The sequence below is a fragment of the Lentzea albida genome, assembly GCF_900111005.1.
Taxonomy (GTDB): Bacteria; Actinomycetota; Actinomycetes; order Mycobacteriales; family Pseudonocardiaceae; genus Lentzea; species Lentzea albida.
The window spans coordinates 295,499-312,776 of the sequence record NZ_FOFV01000005.1 but is presented as its reverse complement, the minus strand read 5'-3'; the positions used below and the strand labels follow the sequence as shown (position 1 = coordinate 312,776).

13 protein-coding genes and 1 pseudogene are annotated in these 17,278 nt (G+C 70.6%); 5 read left to right on the top strand and 9 right to left on the bottom strand.

What is annotated here, in order from left to right:
- The first annotated feature begins 41 nt into the window (after positions 1–41).
- Positions 42–1,139: an acyltransferase family protein gene (locus tag BMY74_RS16025; RefSeq protein ID WP_177229764.1), complete on the top strand. Its 1,098-nt coding sequence runs from the start codon at positions 42–44 to the stop codon at positions 1,137–1,139.
- Here the strand turns inward: BMY74_RS16025 and BMY74_RS16020 are convergent.
- From BMY74_RS16020 to BMY74_RS45720, 9 genes and pseudogenes are all read right to left on the bottom strand, one after another.
- On the bottom strand, positions 1,102–2,808 hold the full coding sequence (locus BMY74_RS16020) for a 1-deoxy-D-xylulose-5-phosphate synthase (RefSeq protein ID WP_089916485.1): 1,707 nt from the start codon (positions 2,806–2,808) through the stop codon (positions 1,102–1,104). The genes BMY74_RS16025 and BMY74_RS16020 overlap by 38 nt on opposite strands.
- Positions 2,798–3,739, bottom strand: a complete 942-nt coding sequence (ispH, locus tag BMY74_RS16015; RefSeq protein WP_089916483.1) for a 4-hydroxy-3-methylbut-2-enyl diphosphate reductase — start codon at positions 3,737–3,739, stop codon at positions 2,798–2,800. Before ispH ends, BMY74_RS16020 begins: the two co-directional genes overlap by 11 nt.
- 15 nt (positions 3,740–3,754) lie before the next feature.
- Positions 3,755–4,789: a family 2 encapsulin nanocompartment cargo protein polyprenyl transferase gene (locus BMY74_RS16010; protein ID WP_089916480.1), complete on the bottom strand. Its 1,035-nt coding sequence runs from the start codon at positions 4,787–4,789 to the stop codon at positions 3,755–3,757.
- A gap of 15 nt (positions 4,790–4,804) precedes the next feature.
- Positions 4,805–6,205, bottom strand: coding sequence for a family 2B encapsulin nanocompartment shell protein (locus tag BMY74_RS16005; protein WP_218159644.1), 1,401 nt, complete (start codon positions 6,203–6,205; stop codon positions 4,805–4,807).
- A gap of 21 nt (positions 6,206–6,226) precedes the next feature.
- Complete coding sequence (locus BMY74_RS45735; RefSeq protein ID WP_218159643.1) at positions 6,227–7,234, bottom strand: terpene synthase family protein; 1,008 nt, start codon at positions 7,232–7,234, stop codon at positions 6,227–6,229.
- A 40-nt stretch (positions 7,235–7,274) separates the two neighbouring features.
- A pseudogene (locus BMY74_RS45730) lies at positions 7,275–8,306 on the bottom strand (terpene synthase family protein); the annotation flags it as partial.
- Positions 8,307–8,311: 5 nt separating this feature from the next.
- Entirely contained in the window at positions 8,312–9,718 is a 1,407-nt protein-coding gene (locus BMY74_RS15995) for a family 2B encapsulin nanocompartment shell protein (protein ID WP_218159641.1), read from the bottom strand.
- A 357-nt stretch (positions 9,719–10,075) separates the two neighbouring features.
- Entirely contained in the window at positions 10,076–10,543 is a 468-nt protein-coding gene (locus tag BMY74_RS45725) for a heme-degrading domain-containing protein (RefSeq protein ID WP_143091584.1), read from the bottom strand.
- Positions 10,540–11,547 (bottom strand): Gfo/Idh/MocA family protein, encoded by a 1,008-nt coding sequence (locus BMY74_RS45720; RefSeq protein ID WP_143091583.1) that lies wholly within the window; start codon positions 11,545–11,547, stop codon positions 10,540–10,542. Before BMY74_RS45720 ends, BMY74_RS45725 begins: the two co-directional genes overlap by 4 nt.
- 38 nt (positions 11,548–11,585) lie before the next feature.
- On the opposite strand from BMY74_RS45720, the gene BMY74_RS15985 reads away from it, so the two are divergent.
- The 4 genes from BMY74_RS15985 to BMY74_RS15970 all read left to right on the top strand — a co-directional run bounded on the left by BMY74_RS15985 (position 11,586) and on the right by BMY74_RS15970 (position 17,217).
- Positions 11,586–12,560, top strand: coding sequence for an ROK family transcriptional regulator (locus tag BMY74_RS15985; protein WP_089916475.1), 975 nt, complete (start codon positions 11,586–11,588; stop codon positions 12,558–12,560).
- A gap of 10 nt (positions 12,561–12,570) precedes the next feature.
- The gene (locus BMY74_RS15980) at positions 12,571–13,371 is read left to right on the top strand and encodes a helix-turn-helix domain-containing protein (protein ID WP_245786150.1); all 801 of its coding nucleotides are present in this window, start codon (positions 12,571–12,573) and stop codon (positions 13,369–13,371) included.
- On the top strand, positions 13,368–13,766 hold the full coding sequence (locus BMY74_RS15975) for a VOC family protein (RefSeq protein ID WP_089916472.1): 399 nt from the start codon (positions 13,368–13,370) through the stop codon (positions 13,764–13,766). Before BMY74_RS15980 ends, BMY74_RS15975 begins: the two co-directional genes overlap by 4 nt.
- Positions 13,767–13,851: 85 nt before the next feature.
- Complete coding sequence (locus tag BMY74_RS15970) at positions 13,852–17,217, top strand: S8 family serine peptidase (protein WP_089916470.1); 3,366 nt, start codon at positions 13,852–13,854, stop codon at positions 17,215–17,217.
- Positions 17,218–17,278: the final 61 nt, after the last annotated feature.

Here is a 17,278-nt window from a genome sequence, read left to right as displayed (position 1 = left end):
GCCGCTGGCGTGACAGCCACGAGGAGCGGACCATGAAAAGCATGAGATTGTCCGCAGTGGACAACCTGAAGGTGATCCTGGTCGCGTGGGTCATCGGCGGCCACGCGCTGCTCGGCTACGCCGCGATCGGTGGCTGGCCCTACGACGAGGTCAACGAGGTCACGTTCCACCCCGGCACGGAGACGGTGCTGGCGGCGTTGATCGGGCCGTCCGGGTTGTTCTTCATGGGCACGTTCTACTTCATGGCCGGGATCTTCACGCCCGGCTCGATCGAGCGCAAAGGGCGGCGGCGGTTCATCGCCGAGCGGCTCGTCCGGCTGGGGACGCCGTGGGTCGTGAGTGCGCTGGTGGTGTGGCCGACGTTCGTGTGGATCGCCTACAACGGGGCCGGGCGCGATGTGTCGTGGTGGCAGGCGTTCACCGATCGGGACCCGTTCCTCGACAGCGGGTCGTTGTGGTTCGTGGGGGTGTTGCTGATCTTCAGCGTCGGCGTCGCGCTGGCGCCGCCGATCAGGGAGCGCGCCATCACCAGCGGGACCGTCGTGGGGATGACCGTGGCGGTGGCGGGGACGACGTTCCTGACGCGGCTGGTGTTCCCGGCTCGCAGCGGGCAGGTCGGGGACCTGCACCTGTGGTGGTGGCCGCAGTGCCTCGGCATGCTGCTGCTGGGGGCGATCGGGGGTCGCAAACTCGCTGAGCGGGTGCCGGACGAGATCTACCGCATGACGCGCAACGTCGTCATCGGCACGATCGCGCTCCTGCCGGTCGCGGCGGCGATGATGGGTGTGCTGGACCTGGCGAAGAGCGCGGAGCCGTTCCTCGGCGGCTTCCGGTGGCAGGCGGCGGTGCTGGCCGTCGTCGAGGGGATCCTGGTGGTGGCCGGGAGTCTGTGGCTCATCGGGCTGGCTCAGCGCAGGCTGACGCGCCAGGGGCCGTTCGTGGACGGGCTGGCGCGGTCGGCTTACGTCGCGTTCGTGGTGCAGGGGCCGATCCTGCTCGCGCTCGCCACCGGGTTGCGGCCGTTGGACCTTCCCGCCGAGGTGAAGGCGCCGTTGGTGGGGGCGGCGGCGATCGTGCTGTCGTTCGGGATCGGGTGGGTGGTCACTTCACGCCGAGGCGCTTCAGCACGCTCGTCGTGATGCCCGCGGCGTCGAGGCCGTGGGCGCGGAGGATGCGCGCGCGGGAGTCGTGGGGCAGGAAACGCGGTGGCAGGGCGAAGGTCGCCACGCACGCGGACGTGCCGGTCAGGGCTTGGCCGAGACGTGCTCCCAGGGCGCCTGTCGACGTCGTGTCCTCGACGGCCAGGACGAGGCGGTGCCGGCCGCTGTACTTGACCAGGTGCGGGTCCAGGGGTGCGGTCCAGCGCGGGTCCACCACGGTGACGCGGACGTCGTGCGACGCCAGTTCGTCCGCCGCGGCCAGACACGCACCCGCCAGCGGGCCCACGGCGATGAGGAGCACCTCGGCGTCCGGGGCCTCGCGCAGCACGTCGAAGTGGCCCACACGGCGGACCGCGGGCACGTCCGGCCCCACCGCGGCTTTCGGGTAGCGCACGACCGTGGGGCCGTCCACCACCTCGACGGCCTCGCGCAGCAGTGCGGCCAGGGACGCCGGGTCGCGCGGGGCGGCCAGCCGGAGGCCGGGGACCACGGGCAGCACGGAGGCGTCCCACATGCCGTGGTGCGATGCGCCGTCCGGACCGGTCACGCCGGCCCGGTCCAGCACGAACGTCACCGGGAGCCGGTGCAGCGCCACGTCCATCAGCAGCTGGTCGAACGCGCGGGACAGGAACGTCGCGTAGACGGCGACCACCGGGTGCAGGCCGCCCATGGCCATGCCCGCGGCGGACGTCACGGCGTGCTGCTCGGCGATGCCCACGTCGAACACGCGCGACGGGAAGCGTTCGGAGAAAGGCCGCAGCCCCACCGGTTCCAGCATCGCCGCGGTCAGGCAGACGACGTCCGGGCGCTCGGCGCCGATCGCCACGATCTCGTCGGAGAACGCGTCGGTCCACGTCCGGCCGCCGGTGGCACCCGCGGCGCCGACCGCGTGCATGCGGTCGGCCTCGTCGGACTCGGCAGCGGGATAGCCCTTGCCCTTCACGGTCTTGCAGTGCACGACGACGGGACGGCCGAGCGACTTGGCCTCCCACAGGGCGTTCTCGACGGCGTGCACGTGGTGCCCGTCGACCTCGCCGATGTACGCGAGACCCAACGCCTCGAACAACCCCCGCGCGGTGCCGTCCAGCAACGACGCCGCGAAACCACCGGCGGTCGGGTCGTACGAGCGGCCGTTGTCGTTGAGCAGCACCACGACCGGGCGCGACGAACCGCCGATGTTGTTCAGCGCCTCCCAGCACATCCCGCCGGTGAGCGCGCCGTCACCGACGATCGCGACCACCCTGCGCTCGGTGCCGCCCAGTTCGAACGCCTTGGCCAGACCGTCCGCATAGGACAGTGCCGTCGAGGCGTGCGAGTTCTCGACGACGTCGTGCGCGGACTCGGCCGCCGACGGGTACCCCGACATGCCGCCGGCCTGCCGCAACGAGTCGAAGTCCGAGCACCGGCCCGTCAGCATCTTGTGCATGTACGACTGGTGCCCGGTGTCGAACAGCACCACGTCGACCGGCGAGGTGAACACCCGGTGCACCGCGATCGTCAGCTCGACGGCACCCAGGTTCGGCCCGAGGTGACCACCGGTCCGGTGCACTTTCGAGATCAGGAACGACCGGACCTCCGACGCCAGCGCACCGAGCTCGGAGGACGAGAGCGCCCGCACGTCCGCGGGCGAGGTGATGTCAGCCAGCACGGCGCACCGCCAGCGGCAACGTGAACGAGATCGTCTCCGTCGCGGTCGTGTGCGTCGACACGGACACGGAACCCATGGCCTTCAACGCCTCCACGACCTCGTCCACCAGCTCGGGAGGGGCCGAGGCGCCGGCGGAGAGGCCGACCGACGTCACGCCGGCGAGCCACGCCGGGTCGATCTCCGAGGCGTCGTCGATCAGGTGCGCCGGCGTGCCGCCGCGGGCCGCGAGCTCCACCATCCGCACCGAGTTCGACGAGTTCTTCGATCCCACCACCAGCACGAGGTCGGACTGCTCGGCGACCTCGCGGATCGCGATCTGCCGGTTCGTGGTGGCGTAGCAGATGTCGTCGGAACCGGGCCCCCGCACGTGCGGGAACTTCCGCTCCAGCGCCTCGATCACCTCGGCCGTCTCGTCGACGGCCAGCGTCGTCTGCGTCAGGTACGACACCGGACCGGTGATCTCCAGCGCGAGGACGTCCTCCACGGTCTCCACCAGCACCATCTGGTCGGGGGCCTCACCGAGCGTGCCCTCGACCTCCTCGTGCCCGGCGTGGCCGATCAGCACGATGGTGTCCCCGCGCTCGGCGAACCGCCGCGCCTCGGAGTGCACCTTCGTCACCAGGGGGCACGTCGCGTCCAGCACGTCGAGGTCGCGCAGCCGGGCCTCGGCGCGCACCGCGGGGGAGACGCCGTGCGCGGAGAACACCGCCGTGGCACCGAAAGGCACCTCGGACAGCTCCTCCACGAACACGGCGCCACGAGCCTCCAGTGACCGCACGACGTGGACGTTGTGCACGATCTGCTTGCGCACGTAGACGGGGCCGCCGCGCTGGTCGAGCAGTCGTTCCACGATCTCGATGGCGCGCTCCACCCCGGCGCAGAACGACCGGGGGGAGGCGAGCAGGACCGAACGCGGCGGGTGTTCCGTCATCAGTGCCTTCCAGGATCAGTGATCTCGATGGGTGACCAGTTGGGCGAGCGTGCCGAGCTCCACGGCCGCGCGTGCGGTCGGGGACGCCTCGCCGAGGTGGACCAACGCCTGCGTGTGGAGCTCGTCGGCCTGCGTCTGGCTCCACGCGCGACCGCCGGCCTGGTCGACCAGGTCCGCCGCCCGCGCAAGCGTTTCCGCGTTCATCTCGTGCTCGCCGAAGTACAGCGACGCGAGCTCCGCGGAGGCGGGGAACCCCGCGTTCAGGGCCCGCACGACCGGCAGCGACTTCTTGCGGTTCACCAGGTCCATCTGCGCGACCTTGCCCGTCACCGCCGGGTCGCCCCAGATGCCGAGCAGGTCGTCCACGTGCTGGAACGCCAGCCCCAGCTCGGTCCCGTAGCCGCGCATCGCCTCGACCTGCTCGTCGGACCCGCCGCCGTACAGCGCGCCCAGCGAGGTCGAGGCGCCGAGCAGCGCTCCCGTCTTGCCGCGCGACATCCGCTCGACCTCGGAGACCCGCACGTCGTCGCGCGTCTCGAAGTCCAGGTCGTACGCCTGGCCTTCGAGCAACGCGACGGTGGCGTCGTTGAGCGTCCGGATCGCCTCCAGCGCGCGCGGGTGTCCCGACGCCGCGAGCACGTCCAGGGCCAGCGCCTGCAACGCGTCACCGGCGAGGATCGCCGCGTTGACGCCGAACACGGTCCACGCCGTGGCCCGGTGGCGCCGGGTCGTGTCGCGGTCCATCACGTCGTCGTGCAGCAACGAGAAGTTGTGGATCAGCTCCACCGCGACCGCGGCGGGCACGGCGGAGTCGGCGGTGCCGCCGACGGCCTCGGCCGCCAGCAGCACCAGCGCGGGACGGATCGCCTTGCCGCCGTTCTCGAGCACCGGGTTGCCGTACTCGTCGCGCCACCCGTGGTGGTACTCCGCGATCGTGCGCATCGCCGGCGGCAGCTGGTCGACGGCCTTGCGCAGAGCCGGGAGCACGAGGCTCCGGCTCCACGCGAGCAGCTCGCCGGACGGCCGTCCGGCGGCCAGTGGTTCGGTCATCTCCGCTGTCATCGCCTAGAGACCGATCTCCACGTTCTCCAGCACGCCCAGGGCGTCCGGCACCAGCACCGCGGCCGAGTAGTACGTCGACACCAGGTACTTGAGCATCGCGTGCTCGTCGATGCCCATGAACCGCACGTTCAGGCCGGGCTCGTACTCGTCCGGGATGCCGGTCTGGCGCAGGCCGATGACGCCCTGCTTCTCCTCGCCGAGCCGCATCGCGATGATCGACGTGGTGCCGTTCTTGTTGACCGGGATCTTGTCGCACGGCGCGATGGGCACGCCCCGCCACGACTGCAGCTGCTGACCCTCGACGTCGACGGTCGGCACGTACAGCCCGCGCTTGTTGAGCTGGCGGCCGAACGCGGCGATCGCCTTGGGGTGGGCGAGGATCAGCCTGGTGTTGCGGCGGCGCGAGATCAGCTCGTCCATGTCGTCCGGCGTCACCGGTCCGGAGTGCGTGCTGACGCGCTGCTTGAGGTCGGCGCTCGCGAGCAGGCCGAACTCCTTGTTGTTGACGAGCTCGTGCTCCTGGCGCTCGCGCAGGGCCTCGATCGTCAGCCGCAACTGGTGCTCGACCTGGTCCATCGGCTGGCTGTAGAGGTCCGCCACCCTCGTGTGGACGCGCACGATCGTCTGCGCCACCGAGAGCTCGTACTCGCGCGGCCGCAGCTCGTAGTCGACGAACGTGCCGGGCAGCGTCGGCTCCCCGTCGTGACCGGACGAGATGTCGATCTCGGCCTCGCCGTGCTTGTTCGACGTCTTCGACGGGTTCGCGAGCTGCTGCTGGATGTGCTCGCGCATCGGCTCGATCTGCCCGGTGAGCTGCGCGAAGGCCGCGCGCGACAGCACCACGGCCGTCGTCGGCGTCAACGCGCGGGCGGTGAAGCTCCAGTTCTTGTCCGCACCGGACAGGACGGGCTCGTCACCGAGGTACTCGCCGTCCGCGATCGTGCCCAGCGCCACGTCGTCGCCGTACTCGCCGCGGCCGGTCTTGGTGACCTTGCCGTGCGCGATCACGATGATCTCGTCGACGGACTGGCCGCGGTGCGCGATCACCTCGCCCGGCTCGTACTCGCGCTGCTCGAACCGGTTCGCGACGGCGGTCAGCGCCGCCTCGTCCTCGAACCCGCGCAGCAGCTTGAACTCCGCCAGCTCCTGCGGCACGATCCGCACCTCGGAGCCCACGGCGGTGAAGGTGACCCGGCCGTCGCCGATGGCGTAGGAGAGCCGGCGGTTGACCCGGTACGCGCCACCCTTCGCCTCGACCCACGGCAGCATGCGCAGCAGCCAGCGGGGCGAGATGCCCTGCATCTGCGGCGCGGACTTGGTGGTCGTGGCGAGGTTGCGGGCCGCGGCCCGGGAGAGGCTCAGCTGCTTGTCCTCGATCCCGAGGCCCGGATCGGTAACAGTCACTGCAGGTCCTGCCAATCTGTTTTAGCGGGATGAAACGGAGAGCGCGGCGGTGCCGAGTCCGGTGGGACGGTGGAACGACGTCCGGGTGGGGGCCGGGGAGTGGGTGAAGCGACCGGATCTCCGCGTCCAGAGCAGTTCACCGGCGAGCCACGACTTCAGCGCTTCGGCGTACCGGTGCAGACCGGCCTTCGCCTCCGCGTCGAGCCCGTACTCGGTGGCGAGCGACGGCAGCTCGCCGATGATCGCGCCGATCTGCCGCAGCCGTGCCGCGATCAGGTCGGCGACGACCGACACGGCCTGCTGCGTCTCGCAGCCGAAGAACTGCTGCACGGCGAGCACCGCGCTGGTGGTGCTGCCGCCGGTGGCGTAGGTGCGGTCGAAGCCGACGATCTCCTGACGCAGCGCGGGAACGTCGCCGAACGAGTCCACCAGCGCCCGCATGGTGCTGTTGCGCAACAACTCCTCGGGCAGCTCGGCGCCGACGGACCCGCGGGCGAGCTTCGCGGAGAGCTCGGTGGCGATCGACCGGCGGCGCATCTCCACGAGGTCGATCGGGTCGGGCACCCTGCCCTGCGCGGTGTTGTGCAGCTCCCACAGCAACGCGTCGAGGAACTCGGCGAGGTGCTCGGAGTCGAAGCTGTCCAACGTGGACCGCGAGACCAGGTCGGCGAGGCCCTTCTCCGCGGGGTTCATCGGCGCCGATCCGCTCAGCACCGACTTCAGCCCCGCCACGAAGGCCTTGCCCCCGGCGACGTTGCGCGAGCGGAGGAACGCCTGGAACGCGTCGGTGACGTAGAAGCCCCACGTGTGCCAGTCGTTGATGTGCTTCAGGTCCTCCAGTGACGCCGTCGGATGGGTCAGCGGACCGAAGCCGCCGTAGTCCGCGGCGTCGTAGAACGCCTCGGTCCACGGCACGCCACCGAGCATGCCCATGTCCCGCACCCACTTCTTCGTGTGCCGGCGGACGCGGTCGACGTGCGGGGAGAGCCTTGCCGCGAAGGGCATGTCGAACGAGGGGACCTCAACCACGGGACACCCCCGGCCAGGCCGCGGACGTGCCGAGGCCGGTCGGCCCCCGCAGGATCGTGCGGAAGAACGCAGAGTTCCCGGCTCCGCCCTCGACCTTGGTGTAGCGGCCGGCGTGCAGGTGCCACTCGTGGCCACCGGACTGCCAGTCCTGCAACCCCTTCACGTACTTGAGCACGCGCGCCTGGTCCTCCAGACCCAGCGAGTTCTCGGCGAACAGCTGCGGCAGCTCGGTGAACACGGTGTTCTCGAACTGGTGCAGGCGCGAGGTCAGCAGCGTGTTCACGGCCTCGACGGCGGTCTGCGTGTCGTGGCCGAAGAACTTCTCGAACACGAGCACCCCGTTGGAGTTCTCGCCCTCCCGCAGCACTTCCCGCTCGTACGAGAAGATGTCGTTGCGCAGGTGGATCGCGTCGGAGAACGTGTCCGACAGCACGCGCAGCGGGCGGGTGCCCGCGACGGACGCGGGCACCTCGGCCGCTTCGGAGACCTCCACCAGGTTCGCCGACCACGGCGCGCCGCCGACCTTGCGACGCATCTCGATGTACTCGATCGGGTTGGCGACCGTGCCGCTCTCGATGTTCTTGATCTCCCACATGCACTCGAGCAGCAGGTTGTGGGTGCTCGTGGTGAACCGGCGCCGCCAGTCCTGCGACATCAGCGGGATCGTCCGCTGCCACAGGTCGACGAGACCGCGTTCGGTCGGGTTCCGCGGCTCCGGCCACGGGTCGGTGCCGCCCAGGGGCATGAACGCAGGCAGCCGGTCGAGGTAGGCCTTGGCCCCGGCCACGTCCTTGCTCTGCTTGAACTCCGCGAAGAACTCGTCGTCGAAGTAGAAGACCCAGACGTACCAGTCCGTGATGAGGTCGAGGACCTCCGCGGGCGCGTCCGGGTGGGTCCACGCGCACATGAACCCGTAGTCGTCGCCCGCGAGGACCTCGTCGGTCCACACCCCGGTGTCGAGCATCCCCATGTCCCGCGCCCACTGCGTCGAGTGGGCGCGGGCGCGTTCGAGGTGGGGGTTCATCCGCGCCGGGTGCGGCACGTAGAACTCCGGCATGGTGAAGGACGCCAACGCTGTCAGCCCTCGCGGCCGAGCTCGACGTGCTCGAGCACGCCGATGGCGTCCGGCACCATGATGGCGGCCGAGTAGTAGGCGCTGACCAGGTAGTTGATGATCGCCTGGTCGTTGATGCCCATGAACCGCACCGAGAGGCCGGGCTGGTACTCGTCCGGGATGCCGGTCTGGTGCAGGCCGATGACGCCCTGGTTCTGCTCGCCGGTGCGGATCAGCATCACCGACGACGTGCGGGTGTCGGAGACCGGGATCTTGTTGCACGGCAGGATCGGGATGCCGCGCCACGCGGGCACCTGCTGGCCGTTGAAGTCGATGTGCTGCGGGTACAGGCCGCGCTTGTTGAGCTCGCGGCCGAACGCGGCGATCGTGCGCGGGTGCGCGACGAAGTACCCGGGGTCCTTCCACACGATCGACAGCAGCTCGTCGAAGTCGTCCGGGCTGGGCGGGCCGGAACGGGTGTGGATGCGCTGCTTGAGGTCCGCGTTGTGCAGCAGGCCGAACGACCGGTTGTTGACGATCTCGTGCTCCTGGCGCTCGCGCAGGGCCTCGATCGTGAGCCGCAACTGCTGCTCGACCTGGTCCATCGGGTTGTTGTAGAGGTCCGCGACGCGGGTGTGGACCTGCAGCACGGTCTGGGCGACGCTCAGCTCGTACTCGCGCGGCGAGAGCTCGTAGTCGACGAACGTGCCGGGCAGCACGGGCTCGCCGTCGTGGCCGGACGACAGGTCGATCTCGGCCTCGCCGTGCTCGTCCTGCGGCTTGTTGCGGCTGTTGAAGGTGTGCTGGATGTGTGCGCGCAGGCCGCCCGCTTCCCCGTTGAGCGCCTGGAAGTCCTCCCACGACAGGGTGAGCACGGTGACCGGGGTGACGGCCTTGGCGGTGAACTCCCACTCGCCCTGCGGCCCCGCCAGCACGGTCTCGCCGAAGTACTGGCCGTCGGCGAGGTTGCCGAGCACGGTCTCGCCCCCGTACTCACCGGTGCCGACCTTGTCGACCTTGCCGTGCGCGATCAGCACGACGGTGTCCTTCGGGCGGCCCTTCTCGACGATGACGTCACCGATGCCGAACTCCTGCTGGCGGAACCGGCCGGCCAGCGCGGCGAGGACCTCCTCGTCGTCGAAGCCCTTGAGCAGCGCGAGTTCGGTGAGCTCCTGCGGCACGACGCGGATCTCCGCGCCGATGTTGGTGAACGAGACGCGGCCATCGCCCAGCGTGTAGGTGAGTCGGCGGTTGACTCGGTACGCACCACCGGCCGCCTGCACCCACGGCAGCACCTTGAGCAGCCAGCGGGAGGAGATTCCCTGCATCTGCGGGACGGACTTGGTGGTAGTGGCCAGATTTCGTGCGGCGGCCGTGCCCAAACTCAGCTGCTGACGGCCCTCATTGAGGTCAGAATCCGTCACAGTCACAACCGGTACCCACCTATCTCAATGCGCTAATGGACCAATCCGATAAGCCGGAAAGGACGTTAGTTCGCGGAATTGAGAGCTGTGAAGGGGCCAAAAAGGCGTCATTCGGGTGGGTGGCTTGCGCCTGGTGGGGCTACGGAGCGTACAACTGCTGCCGGATGCAACCGTTCTTGTATCGGCAGGCGAGTGATCGCCCGCTATTCGTTCGCCGATGGAATCGGGCACTCGTTTGGACCAGTAGGATCACTCTTTCGTGCACATTGTCAGGGCTGGTGGTGATGTTATGAGATGCCACTTCGAGCGGACTGAAATCCACTCGAAGTGGTGGGCATCAAATTGCCGCAACGACTATTGGTGTCATTGCGCGTCGCGCGAGTTCAGGAATGATTCCAGCTGGTCGACGACGAACGCGTGGTCCTCCGCCTGGGGGAGACCGGACACCCCGACCGTGCCGACCGGGCCGGTGCCGCGGACGATGACGGGGAACACACCGCCGTGTGCGGCGTACAGGTCGGGGTCGAGGCGCGACTCCGCCTCGAACGTCGTGCCCTTCTCCCGGAACTCCGTGCCGACGTAGAACGAGCTGTGCCCGAACAGCTCGACCACGCGGGCCTTGCGCTCGAGCCACCTGTCGTTGTTCGGCGACGTGCCGGGCAGCGCGGCGTGGAAGAGCCGGTGACCGCCCCGCCGCACCGAGATCGCGATCGGCAGGCCCTGTTGGCGGGCGGCGTCGAGCAGGTGCAGGCCGAGCTCGATCGCGACGTCGTTGCCGAACCGGCTGAACTGGAGCCGGCGTTCCTGGGCGAGGAGTTCCTCGGAGTTCACAGCTGCACCACCCGGTTCTCGCGTGCGGACAGGAAAGCGGCCTCGATCACCCGCAGGGCGGCCACGGCTCCGGCCGGGTCCACGGGGATCCGGCCGGCCTGCAGTTCGGAGTAGAAGTTCTGGTACGCACCGGGTTCCACGGCGACCTCGGTGGTCCGGTCGAGAACGCCGAGCGTGCCGGTGCGGTCCTCGTGACCCCAGCCGGAGCCGGTCGGGCGGCGCCCGGCGGCGAGCGCGTCCTCCTGCTCGTCGAGGCCGCTGATCTCGAACGCGCCCTCGCTGCCGAGCAGGCGGAACCGCGGCCCGTGGTGTGCCGCGTGCGCGTTGGCCCACAGGTGGGAGCGGACGCCGTTCTCGTGCGTCAGCGCGACGAACACGTCGTCGTCGACCTGCACGCCGGGGCGGCGCAGGTCGAGTTCGGCGTAGACGCTCCTGACCGGCCCGAACAGCTGCAGCGCCTGGTCGACGAGGTGTGCGCCGAGGTCGTAGAGCAGGCCGCCCGCCTCCTCGGGGGCGCCGAACTCGCGCCAGTTGTCCCAGACCTCCGGGATCCAGCGCTCGAAGCGGGACTCGAACCGCCGGACCTCGCCGAGTTCGCCCAGGACCTCGCGCACGGTGAGGAAGTCGCTGTCCCAGCGGCGGTTCTGGAAGACGGTGAGCGGCACCCCGGCGGCCTGGGCCGCGGCCAGGAGTTCGGTGGCCTCCGCGGACGTCGGCGCGAACGGCTTGTCGACGACGACCGCTACACCCTTGGCGATGGCGCGCTTCGCGTACTCGACGTGGGTCCTGTTCGGCGTCGCCACGACGACCAGGTCGAGGTCCAGCTCGAACAGCTCGTCCGCCGTCACGATCTTCGCGTCCGGGTGCGCGGCACGGGCCTGCGCCTGCCGCCGCGGGTCCGAGGTGACGATCGCGACGAGGTCCATGCCCTCGGTGGAGGAGATCAGCGGGCCGTGGAAGACCCGCCCCGCTATGCCGTAGCCCAGAAGTCCGACTCGAGTCATGCTTCCGATTAAAGCAACGCTGTTGAATAATTGCGACCGTGGACCTCACCTCACTGCGCTCGCACAACGACAGGACAGTGCTCCGGCTCGTCCGCTCAGGGGCCGTGAGCAGGGCTTCCATCGCCGCGGAGGCCGGACTGACCCCGCAGGCGGTCTCGAAGATCGTGGCGAGGCTCATCTCGGCGGGCCTGTTGGAGGAGACCGGCGCCGTGCGCGACGGCGGCCGGGGCAAGCCGCGGATGTCGTTGCGGCTCGCCGCGGACGGGGCCTACGCCTACGGTGCGTACGTCGACCGCGACGAGCTGCGCGTGGTGAAGCTCGACCTCACCGGCGAGGTGGTGTCGACCGCGGTGGCACCGCTGGCCCCGATGTTCACGCCCGCCGACGTGCTGGACGCCCTGGAGCCGTTGATCTCGCTCGACGAGAAGGTGCTCGGGCTCGGCATCGGCATCGCCGGTCCGCTGGAGCACGGCGAGGGAGTGGTGTCGCCGAACGGCCTGCCGGGCTGGTCCTCGATCCCGCTGAAGGCGCTGGCGCAGGAACGGCTCGGGCTGCCGGTCGTCGTCGACAAGGACACCAACGCGGCCGTGCTCGCCGAGGCGTGGCGCCGGCCGATGCGGGACGCGGCGCTCGTGTTCGTCGGCACCGGCCTGGGCGTCGGGTTGCTGCTCGGCGGGGAGGTGCACCGGGGCGCGCGGTCGGGGGCGGGCGAGTTCGGCCACACGACGATCCAGCTCGACGGGCCGTTGTGCGTGTGCGGACGGCGCGGGTGCGTCGAGGCGGTGCACGCGGCCGCCAAGGACGACGAGGCGGCACGGGTCCTCGCCGCCGCGGTCACGAACCTGGTGCAGCTGCTGGACCTCGACCAGATCGTCCTGAGTGGACGGAAGGTGCTGCGGTCGCCGGAGCTGTACCTGCGGGCGATGCCCGATGTGGACGTGAGCGTCACGTCGTACGGGCCCGACCTGGTGCCGGTGGGTGCGGGGCTGCTGGTTCTCGGCGAACTGTTTTAGCATCGGGGGTGTGGACGTCGAGCACGTCGTCGGCCTGCCGCACCCGCGGCTGAGGCCGTTCGTCACGCGGTACTCCGGGTATCGGATGCGCACCGAGCCCGGCATCCACCGCGGCCTGCCGTCGCGCTCCCTCACGCTCGTGGTCACGCTGGACGGCACGGTCGACCTGGCGGACGGCCGGTTCGCCACGCTGTGCGGCGGCCTGCACGACGAGGCCGTGATCATCACCCACGACGGGTTCCAGCACGGCGTCCAGTGCGACCTCACGCCGCTGGGGATGCGGGCGTTCTTCGGCGTGCCGGCCGGTGAGCTCTCCGGGGTGACGGTCGGGCTCGACTCGCTCGACGCCCCGGCCGCCGAGTTGCGCGAGCGGTTGCGGCACGCGGCGACGTGGACGGACCGGTTCGCGTTGCTGGACCTGGTGCTCGGGCGGCTCGTGCGGCCGGTGCGGCAGCAGGTCGAGGTGGCGTGGGCGTGGCAGCGGCTCGCGGCGGGGGTGGCGGTGGCCGACATCGCCGCCGAGGTCGGGTGGAGCCGCCAGCACCTGAGCGCGCGGTTCGCGGCGGAGTACGGGCTCACGCCCAAGGTCGTGGCGCGGGTGATGAGGTTCGAGCGGGCGAACCGGATGCTGCGCGGTGAGCGGCGGCCGACGTTCACCGAGGTCGCCGCCGCCTGCGGGTACACCGACCAGGCGCACTTCAACCGGGACTGGCGCGCGCTCGTCGGGGCGACCCCGTCCGAGTGGATCGCGGCCGAGCTTCCATTCGTACAAGGCGGTGAGGGCGGTGCGGGCGCAGAGTTGGCGCCATGAGCACACCTGCACCCACCTGCTGGCCCTGTCTGTCCTATCGGGACGCTCCCGCCGCGATCCGCTTCCTGGTGGAGGCGTTCGGTTTCTCCGAGCACCTCGTCGTTCCGGGTGAGGCCGACGGCGAGGTCGTGCACTGCGAGATGGTCTGGCCCGAGGGCGGCGGCGTCATGCTGGGCTCCGCCGTGCGGTCGGTCGGCGAGGTCGAGGCGACCAAGGCCGGCGGCGGGTCCGTCTACGTGGTGACCGACCGGCCCGACGAGCTGCACGCCCAGGCGCTCGCACGGGGCGCCACCGAGATCCGCGGGCTGTGCGACGAGGACTACGGCTCGCGCGGCTTCACCGTGGCCGACCCCGAGGGCAACCGCTGGAGCTTCGGCACCTACCGCGGGGCGTGACGCAACCTTCACGCGCTGTTTCGAGTCTTCCCCGTTGGAGAGGTTCACACCTAGGGGAGGACACGTGCGCTTAGCACGATGTTTGGTGATCACCGCTCTCGCCGCCGGACTGCTGAGTCCGGCGGCGACGGCGCAGGCGGAACCGGTGAGAACGCAGAAGACCTCGACCATCACGTTGATCAGCGGTGACAAGGTCGTGGTCGACGAACGCGGCGGTCTCGTCCGGGTCGAGGGGCGGCCCGGCATGTCGTTCGCGCAGTACGTGCGCGACGACCACCAGTACGTGGTGCCGGCGGACGCGGTCGACGCGGTGGCGCAGAACAGCGTCGACCAGCGCTTCTTCGACGTCACCTCGCTGCACTCGTACGGCTACACCGACGAGAGGACCGACCGGATCCCGTTGCTGACCGACGGCTTCCGCGCGGCTGCCGCGGTGGAGAAGAAGGATGCCGCGCAGCAGTGGACGGCCCGGCGCACCAGCGCGTCGCGTGCCGGGAAGCTGTGGCTCGACGGCAAGTCGAAGATCTCGCTGACCGAGAGCGTGCCGATGGTCGGCGCGCCCGGCGCGTGGCAGGCCGGGTTCGACGGCACCGGGGTCACCGTCGCCGTGCTGGACACCGGGTACGACCGGAACCACCCCGAACTCGCGGGCGTCGTGTCCGTCGCCAAGGACTTCACGCCGTCCGGGATCCAGGACGACATCGGGCACGGCACGCACGTCGCGGCGACGGTCGCGGGGCGCGGCAGCCGGCACGTCGGCGTCGCGAAGGGCGCGTCGCTGGCGGTGGGCCGGGTCTGCGAGGCCGAGTGGTGCCTCGACAGCGCGGTGATCGCCGGCATGGAGTGGGCGGCGCGCGAGGTGAAGGCGAAGGTCGTCAACCTCTCGCTGGGCGGTGACCAGTCCGACGGCACCGACCCGTTGTCGTTGAAGGTCAACGAGCTCACCGCCGAGACCGGCGCGCTGTTCGTGGTGGCGGCGGGCAACGCCGGCACCCGGCGGCAGGTCTCCGGTCCGGCGTCGGCCGACGCCGCGCTGGCCGTGGCGAACCTGACCAAGCAGGGCGTGCTGGAGGAGTGGTCGTCGCGCGGTCCGCGGGTGGGCGACCACGCGGTGAAGCCGGACATCGCGGCGCCGGGCACGGACATCGTGGCCGCGCGCGCCGAGAACACGTTGTGGGACTTCGCGGTCGACGACCTGCACGCGCGGCTGACGGGCACCTCGATGGCCGCGCCGCACGTGGCCGGCGCCGCCGCGGTGCTCGCGCAGCGCAACCCGTCCTGGAAGGCCGCCGAGCTGAAGGCCCACCTGATGGCGACGGTGAAGCCGGTCGCGGACAAGCCCTCGAACGTCGGCACCGGACTGCTCGACGTCGAGCGCGCGGTGACGCAGCAGGTGCGCGCGTCCGTCGGCAGCCTGTCGTTCGGACTGCTGCAATGGCCGCACACCAGGACGTTCACGAAGACGATCACCTACACGAACGCGGGCGCGGAGCCGGTGTCGCTGGCGTTGCAGCACGACCTGGGCGCGGACTTCGCGGTGCCGTCGTCGGTGACCGTGCCGGCCGGGGGCAGTGCCTCCGTCGACGTGGTGCTGGACCCGGCCAAGGGGATCGGCGAGTTCTTCGGGCACCTGAAGGCTTCCGCTCCGGGTGTGTCGGTGGTGACCGCCGTCGGCGCGTACGTGGAGGAGGAGCACCACACGCTGAACCTGTCGATGATCGGCCGTGACGGCAAGCCGGTCGCGAGCGAGTTCGTCGTCGTGGTCGACCTGTCCACGCGGGAAGCCTCGGTGGTCACCATCGAGAACGGCGCGGGCGCGGCGCGGTTGCCGGTCGCGGACTACGCGGTGATCGGCCGCATCGACGAGCTGACGCCGAACTACGCCTGGTTCACCCCGGTCTCCGCGACCGAGGTGGCGGGCCGCGTGTCGGTGCGCGCCGACGTGTCCGTGACCCTGGACGCCCGGCAGGGCAAGGAGATCCGCGTCGAGCTGCCCGAGCGCGACTCGCAGGTGTGGTACCGCGACGCCCGGCTGAGCGTGCCGTTCGAGTCGGACAGGATCAGCGGCGTCGCGAGCACGATCGACGGCCGGGTTCCGTTGTACGGGCTGTCCTTCGGCCCGCCGCTGCCCGAGCTGACCTACGACTCCGGGCTCAAGGGCGGACAGCCGCTGGTCTCGGTCGTCGGCGGCTTCCCGGTGCGCTACTACGAGGGCAGCAAATTCCTGCCGCCTGGTGAGCACGAGCTCGACGTGGCCGAGCGCGGCACCGACGTGCGCGGCAAGCTCGCTCTCGTCCGCCACGCCGGTGAGAACCCGTACGAGGTCGCGACGGCCATGCAGGACGCCGGGGCGGTCGCCGTGCTGTGGGCGGGACCGGTGCCGTTCGGGATGGAGCAGCAGACGGCGATCCCGGTGATCGCGGTGGCGGAGCACCACGTGGCGGTGACGCCGGCGAAGTTGACGTTGCGGGCCGTCGCGGGCTCGCCGGTGTCGTACACGTTGTTCCTGCGGGACAAGGGCGCGCTGCCGGTCGGCGTGAAGAAGGTCCGGCACTCGGAGCTCGCCGAGGTGAAGACGCGCTACCACACGTCCGGTCCGGACGGTTCGGTCCTGCAGCGGAACTCGCCGGTCGTGAACGGCGTGCTCGGCAGGGTGCTGGACGAACGGCTCTCCGCTCCCGCGCAGCGCACCGAGTACTTCACGCCGGGCATCTCCTGGTACCAGGAGGGGTTCGACGGCCGCAGCTCCGGCGCGGGCGACGACCCGAGCACGACGTCGTGGGCGGACCTCGAGCCCGTGACGTTCCAGGCGGGCCGGAAGTACGAGCGGACCCACCTGCGCGGGGTCACCTCACCACGGCTCGGCGGGTCGTCCGTCGTCACGTGGGCGGACGGCGGCGGCGTCGAACGGTCGGGCGACCTGGTCAACGCCCGCATCTCGCCGTTCGGCGGCTCCGGCTGGGTGGAGAACTGGCGCCGCGGCGGCTGGGGCACGCTCGAACTGCGGCACGACGACGTCACGCTCGGGTATTCGGACGTCCGGCGGGGATCGTTCCACGCCCCCGCCCGCGACGGCCGGTACGAGTTGCTGCTGGACGCCTCCCGGGACGGGCTGGCGTTGTCGACCTCGGTGCGGACGACGTGGGAGTTCTCCGCGGCCTCCGACGGCCGGCTGCCGTTGGTCGAGGTCGACTACTCGGTGCCCGTCGACCTGCGCAACAGCTGGAAGGCGGGGCTGGCGATGCCGGTGAGGTTCACCGCGTCGGGCGGCGCACGAGTGCTGGAGGCCTACGCGTCGTTCGACGACGGTGCCAACTGGGTGCCGGTGAAGTCCGTCGTTCCCCCAGGCGGGAAGGCGGGCGGCTACGTGTCGCTCCGCGTGGTGGCCCGTGACGCCGCCGGCAACTCGGTAGACCAAACGGTCCTGCGCGCGTACCGCCTTCGGGCGTAACCGGGCGGCTGTTCGGTCGTTGTACCCACCTGCGGCACCTGCCCCGCCGAGCGCGAGACGA

Bases quoted from the DNA above. Each gene is read 5' to 3' on its own strand.
- BMY74_RS16025 (WP_177229764.1), top strand. From the start codon at position 42: ATGAGATTGTCCGCAGTGGACAACCTGAAGGTGATCCTGGTCGCGTGG.
- ispH (WP_089916483.1), bottom strand. From the start codon at position 3,739: ATGACGGAACACCCGCCGCGTTCGGTCCTGCTCGCCTCCCCCCGGTCG.
- BMY74_RS16010 (WP_089916480.1), bottom strand. From the start codon at position 4,789: ATGACCGAACCACTGGCCGCCGGACGGCCGTCCGGCGAGCTGCTCGCG.
- BMY74_RS45720 (WP_143091583.1), bottom strand. From the start codon at position 11,547: ATGACTCGAGTCGGACTTCTGGGCTACGGCATAGCGGGGCGGGTCTTC.
- BMY74_RS15975 (WP_089916472.1), top strand. From the start codon at position 13,368: ATGAGCACACCTGCACCCACCTGCTGGCCCTGTCTGTCCTATCGGGAC.